Raw genomic sequence first — 20,488 nt, forward strand, 5'->3', positions numbered from 1 at the left:
CCCATGAGCAAAAACACATCCGGAGACTTCACCAAGACCGCCGGCTGGCTGGACTGGTACACCGGCCCGAGCAAGCCGACCTTCCAGCTGCCCGCGGGCGCGGTGGACGCGCATTGCCACGTCTTCGGCCCAGGCGCCGAGTTCCCCTACGCGCCGGAGCGCAAGTACACGCCCTGCGACGCCAGCAAGGCCGAGCTGTACGCGCTGCGTGACCACCTCGGCTTCGCCCGCAACGTGGTGGTGCAGGCCACCTGCCACGGCGCCGACAACCGCGCCATGATCGATGCCTGCGTGTCCTCCGGCGGCAAGGCCCGCGGTGTCGCCACCGTGCGTCGCTCGGTCACTGACGAGGAACTGCAGACCATGCACGACGCCGGCGTGCGCGGCGTGCGCTTCAACTTCGTCAAGCGCCTGGTGGACTTCACGCCCAAGGACGAGCTGATGGAAATCGCCGGGCGCATCAGCAAGCTGGGCTGGCACGTGGTCATCTACTTCGAGGCGGTGGACCTGCCCGAGCTGTGGGACTTCTTCACCGCGCTGCCCACCACGGTCGTCGTGGACCACATGGGCCGCCCGGACGTGAGCAAGCCCATCGACGGCCCGGAGTTCGAGCTGTTCCTGAAATTCATGCACGAGCACGGCAACGTCTGGAGCAAGGTGAGCTGCCCGGAGCGCCTGTCCGTCACCGGCCCGAAAGCGCTGCCTGGGCAACTGAGCGGCGAGCCGGACGGGTACTACCAGGACGTGGTGCCCTTCGCGCGCCGCGTGGTGGAAGAGTTCCCCGACCGCGTGCTCTGGGGCACCGACTGGCCGCACCCGAACCTGAAGGACCACATGCCCGACGACGGCCTGCTGGTCGATTTCATTCCCCAGATCGCCCCCACCGCCGAGCTGCAGCGCAAGCTGCTGGTCGACAACCCGATGAAGCTCTACTGGCCTGAGGAGGTCTGAGATGGCACTCGACAAACCCTACAAGGACGTGCCCGGCACGATCATCTTCGACGCCGACCAGTCGCGCAAAGGCTACTGGCTCAACCAGTTCTGCACCTCGCTGATGAAGGCGGAGAACCGCGCGCGCTTCAAGGCGAACGAGCGGGCCTACCTCGACGAGTGGCCGATGACCGAGGAGCAGAAGCTGGCGGTGATGGCGCGCGACCTGAATTGGTGCATGCGCACCGGCGGCAACATCTACTTCCTGGCGCGCATCGGTGCGACGGACGGCCTGTCCTTCCAGCAGATGGCCGGCTCGATGACCGGCATGACCGAGGCCGAGTACCGCGACATGATGATCAAGGGCGGCCGCTCGGCCGAAGGCAACCGCTACCTCGGCGAGGACGGCGACGCCCAGCCCCACCGGCAGCCGCAGGGCGCGGCCGGGCAGAAGAACAAGCAGGAAGGAGCCTGAGATGGCCAAGATCACCGCCAGCGTCTACACCTCGCACGTGCCGGCCATCGGCGTCGCGCTCGACCTGGGCAAGACCCAGGAGCCCTACTGGCAACCCCTGTTCGCCGGCTATGAGCCGAGCAAGCAGTGGATGCGTGACAACCGTCCCGACGTCATCTTCCTGGTCTACAACGACCACGCCACCGCCTTCAGCCTGGAGGTGATCCCCACCTTCGCGATTGGCTGCGCCGCCGAGTTCGAGCCGGCCGACGAGGGCTGGGGCCCGCGCCCGGTGCCGAAGGTGATCGGCCACCCGGAGCTGGCCTCGCACATCGCGCAGAGCGTGATCCAGCAGGACTTCGACCTCACCATCGTCAACAAGATGCCGGTGGACCACGGCCTGACGGTGCCGCTGAGCCTGATGTGCGGCGAGCTGGACCCGCAAACCCAGGCCTGGCCCTGCCCGGTGATCCCCTTCCACGTCAACGTGGTGCAGTACCCGGTGCCCTCCGGCCGGCGCTGCTTCCAGCTCGGCCAGGCGATCCGCAAAGCCGTCGAGTCCTACGACGAACCGCTGAAGGTGCAGATCTGGGGCACCGGCGGCATGAGCCACCAGCTGCAGGGGCCGCGCGCCGGCCTCATCAACCGCGAGTGGGACAACGCCTGGCTGGACCAGCTGATCGCCGACCCCAAGGCCTGCAGCGAGACGCCGCACATCGACTACGTGCGCGAAGCGGGCAGCGAGGGCATCGAGCTGGTGATGTGGCTGATCGCCCGTGGTGCGATGGCCGACGTGGCCGGCGGCCCGGTGCCCACCGTCAAGCACCGCTTCTACCATGTGCCCGCCTCCAACACCGCGGTGGGTCACCTGATCCTCGAGAACAACAGCTAAGGAATCCCCATGAGCAGCAAGATCAAGGTCGCGCTGGCCGGCGCCGGCGCCTTCGGTATCAAGCACCTGGACGGCATCAAGAACATCGCCGACGTCGAGGTCATCTCCCTCATCAGCCGCGACCTGGACAAGACCCGGGAAGTGGCCGACAAGTACGGTATCGCGCACGTCACCACCGAGCTGGCGGACAGCCTGGCGCTGCCGGGGCTGGACGCCGTCATCCTGTGCACGCCCACGCAGATGCACGCCAGCCAGACGCTGGCCTGCCTGAAGGCGGGCAAGCACGTGCAGGTGGAAATCCCGCTGTGCGATGTCTACCGCGAAGGCCAGGAAGTGGCCGAGCTGGCCGCGCAGACCGGCAAGGTGGCCATGTGCGGCCACACCCGCCGCTTCAACCCCAGCCACCAGTGGGTCCGCAACCGCATCACCGCGGGTGAGTTCAACATCCAGCAGATGGATGTGCAGACCTACTTCTTCCGCCGCAGCAACATGAATGCGCTGGGCCAGGCGCGCAGCTGGACCGATCACCTGCTGTGGCACCACGCCGCGCACACGGTGGACCTGTTCGCCTACCAGTGCGGCAGCCCGATCGTGAAGGCCAACGCCCTCCAGGGCCCGATCCACCCGACGCTGGGCATCGCGATGGACATGAGCATCCAGCTCAAGGCCGCCAACGGCGCGATCTGCACGCTCAGCCTGTCCTTCAACAACGACGGCCCGCTGGGCACCTTCTTCCGCTACATCGGCGACACGGGCACCTACATCGCCCGCTACGACGATCTGGTGCAATCGACCAGTGCGGGCAAGGAAGAGAAGATCGACGTGTCGAAGGTGGCAGTGTCGATGAACGGCATCGAGCTGCAGGACCGCGAGTTCTTCGCCGCGATCCGCGAAGGCCGCGAGCCCAACAGCAGCGTGGCCCAGGTGCTGCCCTGCTACCAGGTGCTGCACGACCTGGAGCAGCAGCTCAACGCGGGCTGAGTCCCGGGGCACGGCCGCCGGCGCGGGGATCCGCGAGGACAATCGCGCCCATGCAGATCTCCCAGCTCCGGCAGCGCCTTCGGGCCCTGGGCGCCAATCCGGCGCACGAGGCCCGCGTCCTGCGCCACTGGGCGCTCGCCAAGCCGCAGGACAGCGGCCGGCGGCGCAACCAGCACTACCTGCCCCAGGCTCTGCGCGAGGCCCTGCCCGGCATCGAGGCCGAGCTCGCCGGCCTGGCGCGCCTGCACAGCGTGCACCCCGGCGAGGACGGCTCCGAGCGCCTGCTGCTCAGCCTCGCCGATGGCCTGCTGGCCGAGAGCGTGCTGCTGCCGCGCGACGGCTTGTGCATCAGCAGCCAGATCGGCTGCGCGGTGGGCTGCCGCTTCTGCATGACCGGGCGCGACGGCCTGCAGCGCCAGCTCAGCAGCGGCGAAATGGTCGCCCAGGTGGTGCAGGCGCGCGCGCGCCGGCCGGTCAAGAAGGTGGTGTTCATGGGCATGGGCGAGCCCGCCCACAACCTGGACGCCGTGCTGGAGGCCATCCAGCTGCTCGGCCACGAGGGCGGCATCGGCCACAAGCAGCTGGTGTTCTCCACCGTCGGAGACGAGCGCGCCTTCGACACGCTGATGACGCTGGGCGAGGGGAAAGCCAAACCCGCGCTGGCCCTGAGCCTGCACACCACCCAGCCCGAGCTGCGCGAGCAGCTGCTGCCGCGCGCACCGCGCCTCACCCCGGCCGAGCTGGTGGCCCGTGCCGAGGCCTACGCCCGCGCCACCGGCTACCCGGTGCAGTACCAGTGGACGCTGATGGACGGCGTGAACGACGGGCCCGACGAGATCGAAGGCCTCGTCGCACTGCTGTCGGGCACCTACGGCGTCCTGAACCTGATTCCCTACAACCAGGTGGACGGCCTGCCCTACCGCCGCCCCAGCTGGGAGCGTGCCGCCGAGATCGCCCGCACCCTGCACCGCCGCGGCATCCTGACCAAGCTGCGCCAGTCCGCCGGCCAGGACGTGGACGGCGGCTGCGGCCAGCTGCGCGCCCGCGTGCTGGCACCGCACCGGCGTGGTGACGTGGTGCCGATCCAGGTGGTTGCCCAGGAGGCCATCGGCTCAGCGGCACCAGGAAGGACTGGGCCATGAAATCCACGGCTCTGGACTTTGACCATTTGATTGAGGCGCTTGCCCAGGCCCACGGCGCGCTGCGGGCACAAGCCGTGAAGGCCGTCAACGTCAGCCTCACGCTACGCAACTGGCTGTTCGGCTATTACATCCGCGAGTACGAACAGTCGGGCGCTGACCGCAGCATCTACGGCGAGCGGCTGCTGGAGACCCTGGCTCAGCGCCTGCAGCAGATGGGGCTCCAGCGCATTGAAGCCCGCGAGCTGCGCCGCTACAGGCAGTTCTACCTGGCCTACCCGCAAATTCGGCAGACGCTGTCTGCCAAATTGCCTGGCCTGCAGATTCGGGAGACACCGCCTCCCGAATCGGACCTGCCGGCTGTGTCGCCGCAGCTCCTGCTGGAGCGCCTCTCGTTCTCTCACTTTGTCGAGTTGCTGCAGTTGGACAACGCGCCGCAGCGCACCTTCTACGAGGTGGAGGCCCTGCGGGGCCACTGGTCGGTGCGGGAACTCAAACGCCAGATCGCCACCCAGTACTTTCAGCGCAGTGCCTTGTCCACCGACAAGGCCGCCGTCGCCACCTTGGCTCACGCTGATGCCGAACGGGCCTCCCCTCAACAGGTCATCCGCGACCCCTACGTCTTTGAGTTCCTGGGCCTGAAATCCCACGAGGTGGTCACCGAGGGCCAGCTCGAAGACGCCCTGCTCGACAAGCTGCAGGCGTTTCTGCTGGAGCTGGGCCACGGCTTCTGCTTCGAGGCACGGCAGCAGCGACTGCGCATCGGTGGCGAGCACTTCTTTGTCGACCTGGTTTTCTACCACCGCGTGCTCAAGTGCCATGTGCTGATCGAGCTGAAGAACGACGCGTTCAGCCATGAACACCTGGGGCAGCTCAACGCCTACGTCAGCTACTACAAACAGCACCAGATGACCGAAGGCGATCAGCCGCCCGTCGGCATCCTGCTGTGCACCCGCAAGAACCAGGAACTGGTGGAGTACGCGCTGGCCGGCATGAGCAACCAGCTCTTCGTCTCTCGCTACCAGGTGCAGTTGCCTGGGAAGGAGCAGATGGCAGCGTTCCTCCACCGGGCGGTGCAGGAGTTGGAGGGCGGCAGTGAATGAACCGCCCTGGACACCATGATTTCGAGGAGATCCCCCTTGCTTGAACGACACATTGGCCCCTTCCAAGTCCACCCCGTCGGGCTGGGCTGCATGAACCTCAGTCACGCCTACGGCGTGCCGCCCTCGGCCGCCGATGCCGAGGCGCTGCTGCTGCGTGCGCTCGACCTGGGCGTGAACTTCTTCGACACCGCGGCGCTCTACGGCTTCGGCGCCAACGAGGAACTGGTCGGCCGCGTGCTGGCGCCGCACCGCAGCCGCTTCCTGCTGGCCAGCAAGTGCGGCATGACCGGAGTGGCCGGTGAGGACGGCGTCAAGCGCCGCGTCATCGACGGCCGCCCGGCGACGATCCGCGCCACCTGCGAGGAGGCTCTGAAGCGCCTGCGCACGGACGTGATCGACCTGTACTACCTGCACCGCCGCGACTTCTCGGTGCCCATCGAGGACTCGGTGGGCGCGCTGGCCGACCTGGTGCGCGCGGGCAAGATCCGCGCGATCGGCCTCTCCGAGGTCAGCGCCGACACGCTGCGCCGCGCGCACGCGGTGCACCCGATCACCGCGATCCAGACCGAGTACTCGCTGTGGACGCGCAACCCGGAGATCGCGGTGCTCGACGCCTGCCGCGAGCTGGGCGTGGCCTTCGTCGCCTTCAGCCCGCTGGCGCGCAGCTACCTGACGGGCACGCTGCGCGACGTGAGCGGCTTCGACGCCAAGGACATCCGCCGCGCGATGCCGCGCTTCACCCCGTCCAACTACGCCGCCAACCTGGCGCTGCTGGAGGGCTTCACCGCGCTGGCCGCCGAGGTCGGCTGCAGCCCGGCGCAGCTGGCGCTGGCCTGGGTGCTGGCGCAGGGTGAGCACGTCAGCGTGATCCCCGGCACCACCTCCGTGGCTCACCTGGAAGAGAACCATGCCGCCGCGGCGGTGCAACTCACGCCTGAGCAGGTGGCGCGCGCCGGGGCGCTGATCGGCCGCCACAACGTGGCCGGCCCGCGCTACAACGCCGCCACCCAGACCGAGATCGACACCGAGGAATTCCCGGCATGACGCTGCCGCCGCCTGGCGGCCTGTCCAGGCGAGACGCGCTGGCGGGCCTGGCCATGCTGTGCCTGCCGGGCGCCGTGCGTGCAGCCGAGGTGACCTTCCCAAGCCGGCCGGTGACGCTGGTCGTGCCCTTCGCCCCCGGCGGCGTGGCCGACCTGACGGCGCGCACGGTGGGCCGTGCGCTGGCGCTGGCGCTCGGACAGCCGGTGGTGGTGGACAACCGGCCCGGCGCGGGCGGCATCGTCGCCACCCAGGCGGTGCTCAAGGCGCCGGCCGACGGCCACACGCTGCTGCTGATCTCCAACGCCACCGCGGTGAGCGTGCACCTGGTCAAGCGCCTGCCCTATGACGTGACGCGTGACCTGGCGCCCATCAGCACGCTGGGCTTCTTCGAGCTGGCGCTGGTGGTGGGCAGCGACTCGCGCTGGCGCAGCCTGGGCGAGCTGGTGGCCCACGGGCGTTCCCACCCGGGCAAGCTGACACTGGGCACCATCAGCCTGGGCAGCACCCAGCACCTGGCCGCCGAGCTGTTCAAGGCCCGCACCGGCCTGGACGCGGTGGTGGTGCCCTACAAGGGCACACCCGCGGTCATCACCGCGCTGCGGGCCGGTGAGATCGACCTGGGCGTCGAGGTCCTCGGCCCGCTGCTGGCGCAGCTGCAGGCCGGTGTGATCCGGGCGCTGGCCGTCACCGGGCCGAAGCGCTTCGAGCTGCTGCCGGGCGTGCCCACCGCCCTGGAGCAGGGCGTGCGCGACTACACCGTGGACAGCTGGAACGCCCTGGCTGCGCCGGCCGGCACACCGAGCGCCGTGGTCGAGCGCCTGCGCCACACCACCCAGGAGGCCCTGGCCCAGCCGGGCCTGCGCGCCACGCTGCGTGACCTTGGAGTCAAGGCCCAGGCCGGCACGCCCGCCGAGCTGGCCGCGCTGCTGGCCAGCGAGATCCGCCACTGGGGCGAGGTGGTGCGCGCTGCGCGCATCGAGCCCGCATGAGAAACCTGAGAGCGCGTCCCTGATGCTCGATGTCCTGACCTTCGCCGCGCCGATCTTCCTGCTCATTGGCCTGGGCTTTGCGGCGGTGCGCAGCGGCCAGTTCCCGGCCACGGGGCTGCCTGCCCTGGCGACCTTTGTGATCCGCTTTGCGCTGCCGGCGCTGGTGTTCAAGGCGCTTTCGCAGCGCGACTTCGCCGAGGTGCTCAACGCCCGCTACCTGCTGGCCTACACGGCGGGCTCGCTGGTGATCGTGCTGCTCGGGCTGGCGTGGGCGCGCTGGGGCCGTGGCGAAGATCTGGAGCGCGGCGCCTTCGTCGCCATGGGCATGGCCTGTTCCAACTCCGCCTTCATCGGCTTTCCGCTGGCGCACCAGGTCATCGGGGCCGACGCGGGCATTGGCCTGGCCCTGTGCATGGTGGTGGAGAACCTGCTGATCATCCCTCTGTGCCTGGCGCTGGCCGACAGCGGCAGCGCCACGCACGAGCCCTTCAGCGCGGCCTTCGGGCGGGCACTCAAGGGGCTGCCGAAGAACCCGCTGATCGTGGCGATCGCCGCGGGCTTCGTCTGCTCGATGCTGCGGCTGCCACTGCCCGCTGCGCTCGCCAAGGCCGTCGACCTGCTGGCGGGCGCCTCGGCGGCGGGGGCGCTGTTCTTCATCGGCGGCACGCTGGTGGGCCTGTCGATGCGCTCGATGGCCGGCGAGGTGCTGCCCGTCGCGCTGGGCAAGCTGCTGCTGCACCCGCTGGCGGTGGCCGGCGCGCTCTGGCTGGTCGGGCCTGTAGGTCCGATCGCGCCGACACTGGCGGCCTGTGCCGTCCTGATGGCGGCGGCGCCGATGCTGAGCATCTACCCCATCTTTGCCCAGCGCCATGGCCTGCAGGGCCTGTGCTCGGCGCGCATGGTGGGCACCACGCTGGCCTCTTTCGTCAGCATCGGCATCGTGCTGTGGGTGCTGCGGCACGGTGGCCTGCTTGCGCTGGGCGGCTGATCACCCCTTCGGAATCAGCGTCCCCAGGTCGAATCCCCCATCCGCGGCCTGCTCCGGCGTCGGGCTCACACCCGCGTCCAGCAGCTTGCGCGCCTGCAGGTGGTCCTTGGCGCTGTTCACCGAGTCCACCGCGATCAGCTTCCCGGCGCGGAAGTGGTAAATCGAGAAGGCCGCGCCCGCTGCCATGTCGCCGCCCATGTCACCCCTGACGGCCCAGGCGTCGGCGCCGCCCGACAGGCCGGCCATCTGCAGCTTCCGGTCGTACTGGTCGCTCCAGAACCAGGGCGTGGCGGTGAAGGGGCGGGGCTGGCCGAGCAACGCGGCCGCGGCGGACTTGCCCTGTTCGGTGGCGTTCTGCACCGACTCCAGCCGCAGCAGGCTGCCGTCGGCGAGTTGGCGGGCGGTGCAGTCGCCGGCAGCGACGATCAGCGGGTCGGCGGTGCGGGTGCAGTCGTCCACCACGATGCCGCGGTCGCAAGCCAGGCCGGCGGCGGCGGCGAGTTGGTCGTTGGCGGCCACGCCCACACCCAGCACAACCAGGCCGCAGGGGTGGCGGCTGCCGTCGGTCATCAGGACGGCGATGGCCTCGCCGGCCGCATCCGTTTCGATCGATGCGATGCGTGCATCCAGCACCAGGTTCACGCCGTGTTCGCGGTGCAGCGCGGCGTACCAGTCGGACAGCAGCGGTGCCAGCACGCGGCCGAGCAGGCGCGGGGCGGCTTCCAGCACCGTCACGGCCAGGCCCTTCTTGCGGGCGGTGGCGGCCACTTCCAGGCCGATGAAGCCGCCGCCGATCACCAGCACCGGCAGACTGCGCTCGGCGCAGGTGGTCAGGCGCGCGGCGATGGCGGACGCGTCGTCCTTGCTGCGCAGCGGCAGCACGTTGGGCGCGCCGATGCCCGGCAGCGGCAGGCTGCGCGGGGTGGAGCCGGTGGCCAGCACCAGGCCGGTGTAGGCCAGCGCTTCTCCGCCGGCCAGCTTCACCTTCTGGGCGGCCCGGTCGATGGCTTCCACTGTCACGCCGGTGCGCAGGGTGATGCCCTTCTTGGCGAGCATCTCGGGCGCGCGCATCACCAGCTGGGCTTCACCCATCTCGCCGGCCAGCCAGGCCTTGGACAGCGGCGGGCGGTGGTAGGGGCCGTGGGGCTCGTCGCCGAGCATCGTGATGGCGCCGGTGTAGCCGCCGCTGCGCAGCGCTTCGGCGGTCTGGGTGCCGGCCTGCCCGGCCCCGATGATGACGATGTGGCCTTCCACGGCAGCGCTCATTCCTGCGTAGCGGGCAGGCGGACGGTGGCGCCGTCCATCGCGGCGCTGGCCTTGATCTGGCACGCCAGGCGGCTGTTCGGGCGGCGCTCGTCGGCCACGTTCTCCAGCATGTCCAGCTCGCCTTGTGCCGGCGCGGCCAGCACCTTGGCCATCAGGTCGTCGACGTAGCAGTGGCAGGTGGCGCAGGCGCAGGAGCCGCCGCATTCGCCGAGGATGCCTTCGACGCCATTGGCGGTGGCGGCCTGCATCAGGCTCCACCCCTCCGGCACGTCGAGGGTGGTGGATTGGCCGTTGGCTTCGATGAAGGTGATGTTGGGCATGGTGGACCGATGAGATCTGGGAAGTGAATGCGGGGCCCCGCACGAGGCTGCGGCCCCGCCCACCGCGAAGGGTGTCGGGGCCGCTGCGGCCGGGCCGGAAAGGTTACTGCACCGCCAGGTCCAGCACCAGCGGGCTGCGGAAGGTGGACGAGGGCATCCAGGCCAGCTGGTCGGCCACGCGGGCGTAGTCCGGCACCACCTTGTGGAACTCGTCGAAGGCGATCTTCACCGCCAGGCGGGCGATCGCGGTGCCCAGGCAGGCGTGCACGCCGCCGCCGAAGCCGAGGTGGCCGCGCGGACGGCGGGTGATGTCGTAGGCGTCCGGGTTCGGGTACTGGCGCTCGTCGCGGTTGCCGCTGCCGTAGGCCAGGCAGACGAAGTCGCCTTCCTTCATGGTCTGGCCATGCAGGGTGACGTCCTTCATCAGGCGGCGGCGGAAGCGCTGCGCCGAGGTGTTGAAGCGCAGGCTTTCCTCGATCGCGTCGGCCAGCAGCTCCGGGTTGGCCACGCAGGCGCGGCGGGCGTCGGCGAAGGTGGCCAGGTTGTAGGCGAACATCATCATGAAGCCGCCCAGCGACTCCACGCCCGCCATGATCAGCGTGGTGGTGGTCAGCAGCACCTCGCGGTCGTCCAGGCGGTCGCCGTCGATCTCGGCCAGCGCGAAGTTGCTGATCAGGTCGTTGCGCGGCTCGGCACGGCGCATCGCGATCACCTTGCCGGCGTACTCCTGCATCCAGTTGTAGGCGGCGATGTGCTCGGGGCCCTTGGTGCGGGTGCGCGAGTCGCTCTGCACCATCAGCACGGCGTTGTCACGCACGATCTGCTCGTCGACGAAGGCCTCGTCACCCATCGGCAGGCCGAGCGCGGCCATCAGCACCTTGACGGTGAATTGCGAGGACACGTCCTTGAAGTCGAACTCCTTGACGCCCTGCAGTTGGGAGAACACTGCCTTGGCGACATCGCGGATCGGCTCTTCCAGCGCCATCAGGTTGCGCTTCATGAAGGCGTGCTGGATCAGGCCGCGCAGGCGGTCATGCTTCGGGGGGTCCGAGCTGCCCAGCGTCGCACCGGCGCGCCCGGGCAGCTCGGTCATCAGGTTGCCGGAGGCCGACGAGTAGGTGGGCCAGTCCTGGCCTGCGCTGACGATGTCGGCATAGCGCGAGAGGATCCACATCTGGGCTTCCTCGCTCCAGAAGCAGGGCATTTCGTCACGCAGGCGCTTGTAGTACGGGAAGGGGTCGGCGTCGATGGCCGGCGAGTAGGGGTCGAAATGGAAGCTGCCGAGGCTCATGGCCTGTCTCCTGCGCTCGGGTGGGTCGGATCGCGTGGGGTCGATCACGCGGTGGGATGGGGTCAATTCTTGCGGAAAGTCAAGCTGCGGTGCAGTGGACGGAAGGCCCCTGTGACTTGCACTTTTGACGTAGAGTTACTGACATGCCGACGCTCCCAGACCCCGGCGCACGCCCCCGCCGCACCCCCGACCGCCTGCCCGCCTTCACCCTCTACGGCGAGGTACCCAGCGGGCCCGGTGCCCTGGTGCTGCACATCGAATCCATCGACTCGCGCAGCCGCCTGTACGACTGGGAGATCGACGCCCATGTGCATCAGGGTTTGCACCAAGTGCTCTGGCTGCGCACCGGCCGCGTGGCGGCGATGTTGGACGAAACCCGCATCTCGGCGCAGGGGCCCTGTGCCCTGGTGATCCCGCCGGGGGTGGCGCATGCCTTCAGCTTCTCGCCGGGCAGCGAGGGCCATGTCTTCACCGTCAATGCCACCCGGCTGGCCGAGGGCGAGGCCCCCGGGCAGGGCGGCGTCGGCGAGGCGCTGCAGACCCTGTTCGCCCGGCCGCGCAGCCTCGGCCCGGCGCCCGACGGGGCGGAGGTGGGGCGGCTGCAGGCGCTGTTCGAGGCCCTGCTGGCCGAACACCTGGCGTCCGACGCCGGCAGCCCCGTGCCGCTGTGGCTGGCGCGTGCGGTGGTCTGGCGCCTCGCCCAGCTGGCGCTTCGGGAGGATCGCGACAGCGCCAAGGGGGCCCAGGGCGGCCGGCGCGCCGCCTCGGCCGACCGGCAATCGCTCTACACCCGCTGGGTGGTGCTGATGGAGTCGCACTACCTGGAGCACTGGCCGGTGTCGCGCTATGCCGAGCGGCTGGGCCTGTCCACCGAGCGGCTCAACCGCATGGTGCGCGCCGAAACCGGGCAGAACGCCCAGGCGCTGCTGCACGCCCGGCTGGCGCGCGAGGCCTGCCGCCGCCTGGTGCACGTGGCGGTGCCCGTGTCGCGGCTGGGCTTCGAGCTGGGGTTCGAGGACCCGGCCTACTTCTGTCGCTTCTTCAAGCGCCTGACCGGCCTGAGCCCGCGCGCCTATCGGGCCGCGCAGGGCGTGGGCTGACGCCCTTGTCCGCTCGGCTCAGGGCAGCGGCGGCTGCGACCGGGATGCCGCGCCAGCCAGCCCCGCCTCAGCCACCACGGCTTCCAGCTGCTCGCGCAGCCAGCGCTGGGCCGGGTCGGCCTGGTGGCGTTGGTGCCAGACCAGGTACATCGGCATGGTCGGCGTGGGCAGGGGCACCTCGGCCCAGGCCAGGCCCTGCAGTGCGCCGCGTGCCAGCAGGGAGGGCGCGGTGGCCAGCCAGGGCCCGCCGCGCAGCATGGCGCCCAGCCCGGCCATGCCCGGCACGGTGGCGACGATGCGGCGCTGCACGCCCTGCGCAGCCAGCCAGAGGTCGATGTCTAGGCTGCGCCGCGGCTCGTAGAGCACGGTGACGTGCTCGGCCGCGAGGTACTCCGCCGCATCGTCGGGCGCACTGCGCACGCTGGCGTCGTAGAACACGCGGTAGCGGTCCTCGAACAGGCGCTTCTGCAGGATGTCGCTGCCCTCCGGCGGGCGCGGCGTGATGACGAGCTGGCAGGTGCGGTCGCGCAGCATGGCCGGTTCCGGCGCGCCGGACGGGATCACCCGCAGCGTCACGCCGGGCGCCACCTGGCGCAGGCGGCGCAGCAGCGCGGGCAGCAGCAGGTCGCGCTGCAGGTCGTTGGCGGCGATGGTGACCACCTCGCTCAGCCGCGCCGGCTCGAAGCCCGCCGCCAGGCTGAAATCGCGCAGCTCGTCGAGCAGGCCCCGGGCGCGCTGCGCCAGCCGCTCGGCCTGCGCGGTGGGGACGATGCCGCGGCCGGACTTGACGAACAGCGGGTCGCCGACGATGCCGCGCAGCTTGTCCAGCAGGTGGCTGACCGCCGACTGCGTCACGCCCAGGCGCTGCGCGGCGCGGGTGATCGAGCCCTCCTCGTGCACCGCCAGCAGCAGCTGCAGCAGGTGGCCGTCCAGGTCCAGGTGGGCGGGCCGCGGGGCGGTGCCGGCATCGGCTGATCGATCGAAACGGCTCATGGATCACATCGATTGAAAGGGGTTTTTCTCAATGATGATGCGCCCAATACTGGAGGCCTTGCCCAAGCGTTTTCGCGCTTGATCTGCGACAAGAGTTAGAGGAGACCCGCGTGAGCACCAAGCCCCAGATTCCCGGCACCGTGATCTTCGACGGCGAGCAGGCCATGAAAGGCTATGCGCTGAACAAGATGTGCTTTTCCTTCAACGAAAAGGCCAACCGCGATGCCTTCCTCGCCGACGAGGAAGGCTACATGGCCCAGTACGGCCTGAACGAGCAGCAGGCCGCCGCCATCCGCGCCAAGAACGTGCTGCAGCTCATTGCCGCGGGGGGCAACGCCTACTACCTGGCCAAGTTCGCCGGCATTTTCGGGCTGGACATGCAGGACATCGGTGCCCAGCAGACCGGCATGACCAAGGATGAGTTCAAGGCCAAGCTCGTGGCCGCCCGGGGCTGAGCCCCTCCCCCCAAACTCAGAACCCGGAGAGATTCACATGGCAAAGATCATCGGTGCCGTCACCACTTCGCACGTGCCCGCCATCGGCGGTGCCATCGCCAAGGGCAAGCAGCAGGATCCGTACTGGAAGCCCTTCTTCGACGGCTTCAACCCCATCCGCCAATGGCTCGGGGACCACAAGCCCGACGTCGTCGTCGTCATTTACAACGACCACGGCCTGAACTTCTTCCTCGACAAGATGCCGACCTTCTCCGTCGGTGCCGCGCCCACCTACGTCAACGCCGACGAAGGCTGGGGCATCCCGAGCCTGCCGCCCTTCACCGGCAACCAGCCGCTGTCCTGGCACCTCATCGAGTCGCTGGTGGAGGAGGAGTTCGACCTCACCACCTGCCAGGAGATGCTGGTCGACCACGCCTTCACCCTGCCGATGGCGCTGCTCTGGCCGGACCAGAAGTGGCCTGTCACCGTGGTGCCCGTGTGCATCAACACCGTGCAGGCCCCCGTGCCCAGCGCCAAGCGCTGCTGGAAGCTGGGCGAAGCCATCGGCCGCGCCGTGGCCAGCTGGGCCGGTGATGAAAAGGTGCTGATCCTCGGCACCGGCGGCCTGAGCCACCAGCTCGACGGCGAGCGCGCCGGCTTCATCAACAAGGACTTCGACCTGAAGTTCATGGACAGCCTGGTCGGCGACGACCCGCAGTGGGCCACCCAGTTCAGCGGCCACGAGCTGGTCGAAAAGACCGGCACCCAGGGCATCGAGCTGCTGATGTGGCTGGCCACCCGCGCCACGCTGGGCGCCAAGGTCAAGGACGTGTTCCGCAACTACCACATCCCCATCTCCAACACCGCCTCCGGACTGATGCTGATGGAGCCGGCGGTCTGAGCGGCTGTCGAGAGTCCCGTCCCTTGCTTTTTGGGGCCCGCTTTGGCGGGCCCTTTTTCGTTCCCGGTCGGCGGGCTGCGTGGCGCTGGCCGTCGCTCAGCCGGCGAGGTAGCCCACCAGCCCCTTCAGCGTGAACAGCTTCGGCACGTCCGCATCCGGGATGTTGCGGCCGCTGCGCTGGCTCAGGCCGATGACGAGGTTCATGAAGTCCATCGAGTCGAGGTCGAGCGCCTCGCGCAGGTCTTCATGCTCTGCGACGCTGGCGAGATCGGCCTCGGGGGCGATGCCGGCCAGCACATCGGCGACCAGCGAGCGGACTTCGGAGGGGGTCATGGCGGCACTCCGCGGGGTTCGGTGGGGATCGTGAAAGTCGATGGGGATCAGAGGCGGTCCGGGGCCTGCAGGGCGCGGTCAATGGCAGCGAGCAGCTGGCCGCCGAGGTGGCCGTCGCTGGCGCGGTGGTCGGCGGCCAGGGTGAGCTGCACCAGCGGGCGCGGCAGGACCTGGCCGGCCACCACCCAGGGCCGCTCGACCACGCGGCCGAAGCCGACGATGGCCACCTGCGGCGGGTAAATCACACCCCAGACGCTCTCCGCGCCGCGCTCGCCCAGGCTGGTGACGGTGCAGGTGGGGTCGGTCAGTTCGGAACTGCGCAGACCGCCGCTGCGGGCGCGCTGCACCAGGTCACGCAGGGCGTCCATCAGCTCGGGCAGGCTCAGGCGGTCGGCATGGTGGATGGCCGGCGCGACCAGCCCGCCGCCGCGCAGCGAGATGGCCCAGCCGAGGTGCACGCCCGCGCCGGGGCGGAAGGCGTCCTGGTCGTAGAAGCCGTTGAGCTGCGGCAGCTCGGCCAGGGCCAGCGCGCAGGCCTTGAGCAGCAGCACCGCCGGTAGCAGGCGCTCGGCCGGCAGCCGCTCGGCGTTGTAGGCCGTGAGCCAGGCGCTGGCGGCCGCGAAGTCCACCGTGCTGCCCAGGTAGTAGTGCGGGATCTCGCGCTTGGAGCGGCCCATCGCCGCGGCGATGGCGCGGCGCATCTGTGCGGGGTCGAAGTCGCCGCGGGCCGGACGGGGTGCAGGCGCTGGTGGCGGCAAGGCCGACCGGGCCGCCGCAGCCGCTTCGACATCGGCCAGCGTCACGGCCCCATCGGCGCCGCTGCCGGCCAGGCCCTCGGCGGCGAGGCCCAGCTCGGCCGCGCGGCGCCGGGCTGCCGGGCTGACCTTGGCGCGGGTGGTGGGGGGCACCGGGGCGTCGCGCGCCGTGGTGACGGGGGCCGCCGCAGGCACGGGCGCGCTCGCAGCAGCCGGTTGCGTCGCCGAGCCGGGCGCGGGGGGCGCTGCAGCGGCGTTGTCGAGTTGGGGCTCACCCTCGCGCCGCACCTGCGCCAGCACGGCGCCCACCGGCAGGGCCTGGCCGATCGGGGCGAGGTGGTCGATCACGCCGTCGAGGAAGCACTCCACGTCGATCGCGCCCTTGTGCGTCTCCACCACCGCGACGATGTCACCGGACTTGACCCGGTCGCCGGGCCGCACCTGCCACTCGACCACGGTGCCGGTCTCCATGTCGGCCCCCAGCGCGGGCATCAGAAAGTCGGCCACGGTCAGGCTCCCGCCCCGGGGGCGGCCGGGCGGACCAGGGCGCGGGCTGCTGCGACGATGCCGTCGGTGCTCGGCAGCGCGGCCTCTTCCAGGTGGGCGGCGTAGGGCACCGGCACCTCGCGGCTACAGACGCGGCGGATCGGTGCGTCCAATTCGTAGAGTGCGTCCTCGGCCAGCCGGGCGGCGATCTCGGCGGAGATCGAGCCGCTCTTCCAACCCTCGTCGACGATCACCACCCGCCGGGTGCGGGTGACCGACTCGATGACGGTGGTCATGTCCAGCGGGCGCAGCACGCGCAGGTCGATCACCTCGGCGTCGATGCCGTCGACGGCGAGCCGCTCGGCCGCGGCCAGGCACTTCGGCAGGCTGTTGCCGTAGGTGACCAGGCTGACGTCGCGCCCGGGGCGGCGGACCTTGGCGCGCGCGATGTCCACCGCCGTGACGGCGGCATCGAGCTCGCCCTCGGCGTTGTAGAGCACCACGTGCTCGAAGATCAGCACCGGGTTGGGGTCGGCCAGCGCGGCGGCGAGCATGTGGCGCGCGTCCTCCACCGTGGCGGGCACCAGCACCTTGAGGCCGGGGATGTGGGCGTACCAGCCCTCCAGGCTGTGCGAATGCTGCGCGGCCAGTTGCCGCCCGCCACCGGTGGCCATGCGGATCACCAGCGGCACGGCGAACTGCCCGCCGGTCATGTGCGCCAGCGTGGCGGCGTTGTTCATGATCTGGTCCAGCGCGAGCAGGCTGAAGTTGCAGGTCATGATCTCGACGATCGGCCGCAGCCCCGCCACCGCGGCACCGATGCCCAGGCCGGTGAAGCCGTTCTCTGCCAAGGGTGTGTCGATGATGCGCTCGGGGCCGAACTCCTCCAGCAGGCCCTTGGTGACGGCGTAGCAGCCGCCGTAGCGGCCCACGTCCTCGCCCATCACGAAGCAGCGGGGGTCGCGCATCAGCGCGTCGCGGATGGCCTGCCGGCAGGCCTCGCGGTAGGTCAGGCGCAGGGCTGTGGTGGCGGCGGCAGTCATCACGGCACCTCCCTGACGTCGTCCTGCACCACGGCATCCATCAGCACGAAGCGCTCCAGATCCTCCACCGGCTCCAGCGTGCCGGCTTCCGCGAAGGCCACCGCGGCGTCGATCTCGCGGGCCACCTCCTGGTCGATGGCAGTGACTTCGGCATCGCTGAGCTGGTGGTTGGCGAGCATCCAGCTGCGCAGGCGTTCCAGGGGGTCGCGGTGCCGCCAGTTGTCGATCTCGTCACGGCTGCGGTAGGCCTGGGTGTCGAACATCGAGTGGGCGCGGAAGCGGTAGGTGCGCACTTCCAGGAAGAAGGGGCCCACGCCTGCGCGGATGCGGGCGACGGCGCGGCGCGCGGCGGCCTCGACCTGCACCGGGTCCATGCCGTCCACCCGCTCGGCGGGCATGCGGTAGGCGGCGGCCTTGCGCCAGAGGTCGGTTTCGGCATCCGAGTTCGCCAGCGGCACACCCATCGCGTAGAGGTTGTTCTCGCAGACGAAGAGCAGGGGCAGGCGCCACAGCTCGGCGAGGTTCATGGTCTCGTGGAAGGCGCCTTCGCCCACCGCGCCTTCGCCGAAGAAGCAGGCCGTGACCGCGCCCGGGCGCAGCCGCTGGTCGGCCAGCGCGATGCCGGCGGCCAGCGGCAGCCCGCCGCCGACGATGGCGTTGCCGCCGTAGAAGCGCCGGCTGCGGTCGAACAGGTGCATCGAGCCGCCGCGCCCGCGGCAGCAGCCCTCGACCTTGCCGAGCATCTCGGCCATCAGCGGCGCCATCGGGACGCCGCGCGCCAGCGCCTGGCCGTGCTCGCGGTAGGTGGCGACCACCGCGTCGCGGGGCTCCAGCGCCGCCATCACGCCGACTGCGACCGCCTCCTCGCCGTCGTAGAGGTGCAGGAAGCCGCGGATCTTCTGCGCCTGGTAGAGCTCGACGCAGCGCGCCTCGAAGCGGCGGATGCGCAGCATCTCCCGGTAGAGGCGGTGCAGGTGCGCGCGATCGAGATGGGGTTTGGGGCCCCCGTCCGCCGGGTACGGCGTCCAGCCCCCCGAGGGGGCGCCGGACGGCTTGGGAGCGGCCCGGCGCTCGTCCGGCCATGTGGTGTCGCTCATCGCTCGTCGCTCTCCAGCGTGGACAGGTCGCCCTCGGGCAGGCCCAGCTCGCGCGCCTTCAGCAGCCGGCGCATGATCTTGCCGCTGCGCGTCTTGGGCAGGTTGGCGCGAAACGCGATCTCCTTGGGCGCCACCGCCGCGCCCAGGCGCTTGCGGGCGTGACCGAGCAGCTCGCGCTGCAGCGCCTCGCCGGGCTCGAAGCCGGGCTTGAGCGCCACGTAGGCCTTGACCACCTCGCCCACCGTCGGGTCGGGGATGCCGATCACGCCGGCCTCGGCCACGGCCGGGTGCTCGATCAGCGCGCTCTCGACCTCGAAGGGGCCGATCAGGTGGCCGGCCGACTTGATCACGTCGTCGCAGCGGCCGACGAACCAGAAGTAGCCGTCCGCATCGCGCCGGGCCAGGTCGCCGCTGAGGTACCAGCCGTTGACGAAGCACTGGCGATAGCGCTCCTCCTCGTGCAGGTAGCCGCGCATCATCGAGGGCCAGGGCGTGCGCAGCGCCAGTTCGCCGGTGGCGTCGGGCGCGTTGATCACCTCGATGCCGCCGCCCTCGGCCGGGCTGCGCCGGCGCACGATGGCGGCCGTGATGCCCGGCAGCGGCCGGCCCATCGAGCCGGGGCGGATCGGCATTGCCGCCAGGTTGGCGATCATGATCCCGCCGGTCTCGGTCTGCCACCAGTTGTCGTGGAAGGGCAGGCCGAAGGCTTCGAGGCCCCAGACCACCGCCTCGGGGTTGAGCGGCTCGCCCACGCTGGCCAGGAAGCGCAGCGAACGGAGGTCGTAGCCGCGCACGGCGGCGGCGCCCAGCTTCATCATCATGCGGATCGCCGTGGGCGCGGTGTACCAGACGCTCACCCGCTCGCGCTCCAGCACCGCGTACCAAGTCTGCGCGTCGAACTCGGCCTCCACCACCACGCTGGTCACGCCGCAGACCAGTGGCGCGATGATCCCGTAGGAGGTGCCCGTCACCCAGCCCGGGTCGGCGGTGCACCAGTAGATGTCGTCGTCGTGCAGGTCCAGTGCGTAGCGGCCGGTCACGGCGTGGGCCAGCACGGCGCCGTGCACATGCATGGCGCCCTTCGGCCGGCCGGTGGTGCCGCTGGTGAAGTGCAGCAGCGCGAGCGATTCGGGGTCGGTGGCCTCGATCGCGAAGGCCTCGCTGGCCGGCTCGACCAGCGCCTGCCAGCCCTGCACGCCGGAGGCTTCGGGCTCGCCGGCCGGCGGCTCGCCCACCACGATGACGTGCTTCAGCCCGGGCAGCCGCTCGCGCAGGCCCCGCACCTTGCGCTGGTACAGCTCCGGCGTGGTGACCAGCACGCGTGCATCGGCCATCTCGGCCCGGGTGGCGATGGGCTCGGGCCCGAAGGCCGAGAACAGCGGCGTCACCACGCAGCGTGCCTTCAGCGCACCCAGCACCGCGATGTACAGCTCGGGCAGCCGCCCCATCAGCACGAAGACGCGCTCGCCGGCCTGCACGTCGAGCGAGCGCAATGCGTTGGCGAATCGGTTGCTGGCGCGGGCCAGTTCACCGTAGCTGAGGTCGCGGTGCGCGCCGGTCTTGCTGATCCAGCGGATGGCGGTGCGCGCCTCGCGCGGCGTGCCCAGGTGGCGGTCCACCGCCTCATGGGCGATGTTCAGGCCACCCGCGGGCAGGCCGGCCAGTTGCTGGCGCGCGTCATCCCAGCGGAAGGCGGCGCAGGTGGCCGCGTGGTCCAGCAGGTTGGGGGCCACGCGCAGCATCGCGGGTGACTTCTCGATGCATGCGGGCAGCGGGCCAGCGTTTGTCTCCGGATCCATCCAACCACCTCCAGTGCGGGTTGTGGCGATACGCCGCTCTGTGACGGCCTGGCGGAAATGATGGTCCCGCCCGGTCGCGGCACATTGAGGCGACGCAATGGCAGCGCAATTGCGGCGCAGGCGTCGGTGCCGCCATGACTCGCCGTCCCG

General features: G+C 70.4%; 21 protein-coding genes. 12 read left to right on the forward strand and 9 right to left on the reverse strand.

What is annotated here, in order from left to right; translation table 11 throughout:
* The first annotated feature begins 3 nt into the window (after positions 1–3).
* From NGK70_RS04015 to NGK70_RS04055, 9 genes are read left to right on the forward strand one after another with little or no spacing between them, the layout of a single operon-like run.
* Entirely contained in the window at positions 4–951 is a 948-nt protein-coding gene (locus tag NGK70_RS04015) for an amidohydrolase family protein (RefSeq protein WP_251972087.1), read from the forward strand.
* 1 nt (position 952) lies between these two features.
* Positions 953–1,405: a protocatechuate 4,5-dioxygenase subunit alpha gene (gene ligA, locus NGK70_RS04020; RefSeq protein WP_251972088.1), complete on the forward strand. Its 453-nt coding sequence runs from the start codon at positions 953–955 to the stop codon at positions 1,403–1,405.
* Position 1,406: 1 nt separating this feature from the next.
* Positions 1,407–2,276 carry a class III extradiol dioxygenase subunit beta gene (locus tag NGK70_RS04025; protein ID WP_251972089.1) on the forward strand — a complete coding sequence of 290 codons (870 nt, stop codon included), beginning with the start codon at positions 1,407–1,409 and terminating at the stop codon, positions 2,274–2,276.
* Positions 2,277–2,285: 9 nt separating this feature from the next.
* Entirely contained in the window at positions 2,286–3,257 is a 972-nt protein-coding gene (locus NGK70_RS04030) for a Gfo/Idh/MocA family oxidoreductase (protein WP_251972090.1), read from the forward strand.
* Positions 3,258–3,307: 50 nt separating this feature from the next.
* Positions 3,308–4,399: an RNA methyltransferase gene (locus NGK70_RS04035; RefSeq protein WP_251972091.1), complete on the forward strand. Its 1,092-nt coding sequence runs from the start codon at positions 3,308–3,310 to the stop codon at positions 4,397–4,399.
* A complete protein-coding gene (locus tag NGK70_RS04040; protein ID WP_251972092.1) occupies positions 4,396–5,499 on the forward strand; it encodes a PDDEXK nuclease domain-containing protein in 1,104 nt (367 codons plus the stop codon). The genes NGK70_RS04035 and NGK70_RS04040 overlap by 4 nt, the downstream gene beginning before the upstream one ends.
* A gap of 36 nt (positions 5,500–5,535) precedes the next feature.
* Entirely contained in the window at positions 5,536–6,543 is a 1,008-nt protein-coding gene (locus tag NGK70_RS04045; RefSeq protein ID WP_251972093.1) for an aldo/keto reductase, read from the forward strand.
* A complete protein-coding gene (locus tag NGK70_RS04050) occupies positions 6,540–7,532 on the forward strand; it encodes a Bug family tripartite tricarboxylate transporter substrate binding protein (RefSeq protein WP_251972094.1) in 993 nt (330 codons plus the stop codon). The genes NGK70_RS04045 and NGK70_RS04050 overlap by 4 nt, the downstream gene beginning before the upstream one ends.
* A 22-nt stretch (positions 7,533–7,554) precedes the next feature.
* Complete coding sequence (locus NGK70_RS04055) at positions 7,555–8,520, forward strand: AEC family transporter (protein WP_251972095.1); 966 nt, start codon at positions 7,555–7,557, stop codon at positions 8,518–8,520.
* Here NGK70_RS04055 and NGK70_RS04060 read toward each other — a convergent pair whose 3' ends face one another.
* The 3 genes from NGK70_RS04060 to NGK70_RS04070 all read right to left on the reverse strand — a co-directional run bounded on the left by NGK70_RS04060 (position 8,521) and on the right by NGK70_RS04070 (position 11,397).
* Positions 8,521–9,786: an NAD(P)/FAD-dependent oxidoreductase gene (locus tag NGK70_RS04060; RefSeq protein ID WP_251972096.1), complete on the reverse strand. Its 1,266-nt coding sequence runs from the start codon at positions 9,784–9,786 to the stop codon at positions 8,521–8,523. It lies immediately after the preceding gene.
* On the reverse strand, positions 9,783–10,106 hold the full coding sequence (locus NGK70_RS04065) for a 2Fe-2S iron-sulfur cluster-binding protein (protein ID WP_251972097.1): 324 nt from the start codon (positions 10,104–10,106) through the stop codon (positions 9,783–9,785). Before NGK70_RS04065 ends, NGK70_RS04060 begins: the two co-directional genes overlap by 4 nt.
* A gap of 103 nt (positions 10,107–10,209) precedes the next feature.
* Positions 10,210–11,397, reverse strand: a complete 1,188-nt coding sequence (locus NGK70_RS04070; protein ID WP_251972098.1) for a cytochrome P450 — start codon at positions 11,395–11,397, stop codon at positions 10,210–10,212.
* Between the two features lie 143 nt (positions 11,398–11,540).
* Here NGK70_RS04070 and NGK70_RS04075 point away from each other — a divergent pair, with 143 nt between their 5' ends.
* Positions 11,541–12,497, forward strand: coding sequence for a helix-turn-helix domain-containing protein (locus NGK70_RS04075; RefSeq protein WP_251972099.1), 957 nt, complete (start codon positions 11,541–11,543; stop codon positions 12,495–12,497).
* A gap of 18 nt (positions 12,498–12,515) precedes the next feature.
* On the opposite strand, the gene NGK70_RS04080 is transcribed toward NGK70_RS04075, so the two are convergent.
* Positions 12,516–13,490: a LysR family transcriptional regulator gene (locus NGK70_RS04080; protein ID WP_251972100.1), complete on the reverse strand. Its 975-nt coding sequence runs from the start codon at positions 13,488–13,490 to the stop codon at positions 12,516–12,518.
* Between the two features lie 110 nt (positions 13,491–13,600).
* Between NGK70_RS04080 and NGK70_RS04085 the strand changes: the two genes are divergently transcribed.
* A complete protein-coding gene (locus NGK70_RS04085; protein ID WP_251972101.1) occupies positions 13,601–13,945 on the forward strand; it encodes a protocatechuate 4,5-dioxygenase subunit alpha in 345 nt (114 codons plus the stop codon).
* Between the two features lie 37 nt (positions 13,946–13,982).
* Positions 13,983–14,825 (forward strand): class III extradiol dioxygenase family protein, encoded by an 843-nt coding sequence (locus tag NGK70_RS04090; RefSeq protein ID WP_251972102.1) that lies wholly within the window; start codon positions 13,983–13,985, stop codon positions 14,823–14,825.
* 96 nt (positions 14,826–14,921) lie between these two features.
* Here NGK70_RS04090 and NGK70_RS04095 read toward each other — a convergent pair whose 3' ends face one another.
* Genes NGK70_RS04095 through acsA form a run of 5 tightly spaced genes read right to left on the reverse strand, consistent with a single transcriptional unit; the run spans position 14,922 to position 20,338 of the window.
* Positions 14,922–15,158: an acyl carrier protein gene (locus tag NGK70_RS04095; RefSeq protein WP_251972103.1), complete on the reverse strand. Its 237-nt coding sequence runs from the start codon at positions 15,156–15,158 to the stop codon at positions 14,922–14,924.
* Positions 15,159–15,205: 47 nt separating this feature from the next.
* On the reverse strand, positions 15,206–16,420 hold the full coding sequence (locus NGK70_RS04100; protein WP_251972104.1) for a dihydrolipoamide acetyltransferase family protein: 1,215 nt from the start codon (positions 16,418–16,420) through the stop codon (positions 15,206–15,208).
* 2 nt (positions 16,421–16,422) lie between these two features.
* Positions 16,423–17,442 carry an alpha-ketoacid dehydrogenase subunit beta gene (locus NGK70_RS04105; RefSeq protein WP_251972105.1) on the reverse strand — a complete coding sequence of 340 codons (1,020 nt, stop codon included), beginning with the start codon at positions 17,440–17,442 and terminating at the stop codon, positions 16,423–16,425.
* On the reverse strand, positions 17,442–18,539 hold the full coding sequence (pdhA, locus tag NGK70_RS04110; protein WP_251972106.1) for a pyruvate dehydrogenase (acetyl-transferring) E1 component subunit alpha: 1,098 nt from the start codon (positions 18,537–18,539) through the stop codon (positions 17,442–17,444). The genes NGK70_RS04105 and pdhA overlap by 1 nt, the downstream gene beginning before the upstream one ends.
* Entirely contained in the window at positions 18,536–20,338 is a 1,803-nt protein-coding gene (acsA, locus tag NGK70_RS04115) for an acetate--CoA ligase (RefSeq protein ID WP_251972107.1), read from the reverse strand. Before acsA ends, pdhA begins: the two co-directional genes overlap by 4 nt.
* Positions 20,339–20,488: the final 150 nt, after the last annotated feature.

The sequence above is a fragment of the Sphaerotilus microaerophilus genome (genome assembly GCF_023734135.1).
GTDB classification, from domain to species: domain Bacteria; phylum Pseudomonadota; class Gammaproteobacteria; order Burkholderiales; family Burkholderiaceae_C; genus Sphaerotilus; species Sphaerotilus microaerophilus.

Excerpts from the sequence above, each read along its gene's own strand:
- NGK70_RS04015 (WP_251972087.1), top strand. The coding sequence starts at position 4 with ATGAGCAAAAACACATCCGGAGACTTCACCAAGACCGCCGGCTGGCTG.
- ligA (WP_251972088.1), top strand. The coding sequence starts at position 953 with ATGGCACTCGACAAACCCTACAAGGACGTGCCCGGCACGATCATCTTC.
- NGK70_RS04025 (WP_251972089.1), top strand. The coding sequence starts at position 1,407 with ATGGCCAAGATCACCGCCAGCGTCTACACCTCGCACGTGCCGGCCATC.
- NGK70_RS04030 (WP_251972090.1), top strand. The coding sequence starts at position 2,286 with ATGAGCAGCAAGATCAAGGTCGCGCTGGCCGGCGCCGGCGCCTTCGGT.
- NGK70_RS04035 (WP_251972091.1), top strand. The coding sequence starts at position 3,308 with ATGCAGATCTCCCAGCTCCGGCAGCGCCTTCGGGCCCTGGGCGCCAAT.
- NGK70_RS04040 (WP_251972092.1), top strand. The coding sequence starts at position 4,396 with ATGAAATCCACGGCTCTGGACTTTGACCATTTGATTGAGGCGCTTGCC.
- NGK70_RS04050 (WP_251972094.1), top strand. The coding sequence starts at position 6,540 with ATGACGCTGCCGCCGCCTGGCGGCCTGTCCAGGCGAGACGCGCTGGCG.
- NGK70_RS04055 (WP_251972095.1), top strand. The coding sequence starts at position 7,555 with ATGCTCGATGTCCTGACCTTCGCCGCGCCGATCTTCCTGCTCATTGGC.
- NGK70_RS04060 (WP_251972096.1), bottom strand. The coding sequence starts at position 9,786 with ATGAGCGCTGCCGTGGAAGGCCACATCGTCATCATCGGGGCCGGGCAG.
- NGK70_RS04065 (WP_251972097.1), bottom strand. The coding sequence starts at position 10,106 with ATGCCCAACATCACCTTCATCGAAGCCAACGGCCAATCCACCACCCTC.
- NGK70_RS04070 (WP_251972098.1), bottom strand. The coding sequence starts at position 11,397 with ATGAGCCTCGGCAGCTTCCATTTCGACCCCTACTCGCCGGCCATCGAC.
- NGK70_RS04075 (WP_251972099.1), top strand. The coding sequence starts at position 11,541 with ATGCCGACGCTCCCAGACCCCGGCGCACGCCCCCGCCGCACCCCCGAC.
- NGK70_RS04080 (WP_251972100.1), bottom strand. The coding sequence starts at position 13,490 with ATGAGCCGTTTCGATCGATCAGCCGATGCCGGCACCGCCCCGCGGCCC.
- NGK70_RS04090 (WP_251972102.1), top strand. The coding sequence starts at position 13,983 with ATGGCAAAGATCATCGGTGCCGTCACCACTTCGCACGTGCCCGCCATC.
- NGK70_RS04095 (WP_251972103.1), bottom strand. The coding sequence starts at position 15,158 with ATGACCCCCTCCGAAGTCCGCTCGCTGGTCGCCGATGTGCTGGCCGGC.
- NGK70_RS04105 (WP_251972105.1), bottom strand. The coding sequence starts at position 17,442 with ATGACTGCCGCCGCCACCACAGCCCTGCGCCTGACCTACCGCGAGGCC.
- pdhA (WP_251972106.1), bottom strand. The coding sequence starts at position 18,539 with ATGAGCGACACCACATGGCCGGACGAGCGCCGGGCCGCTCCCAAGCCG.
- acsA (WP_251972107.1), bottom strand. The coding sequence starts at position 20,338 with ATGGATCCGGAGACAAACGCTGGCCCGCTGCCCGCATGCATCGAGAAG.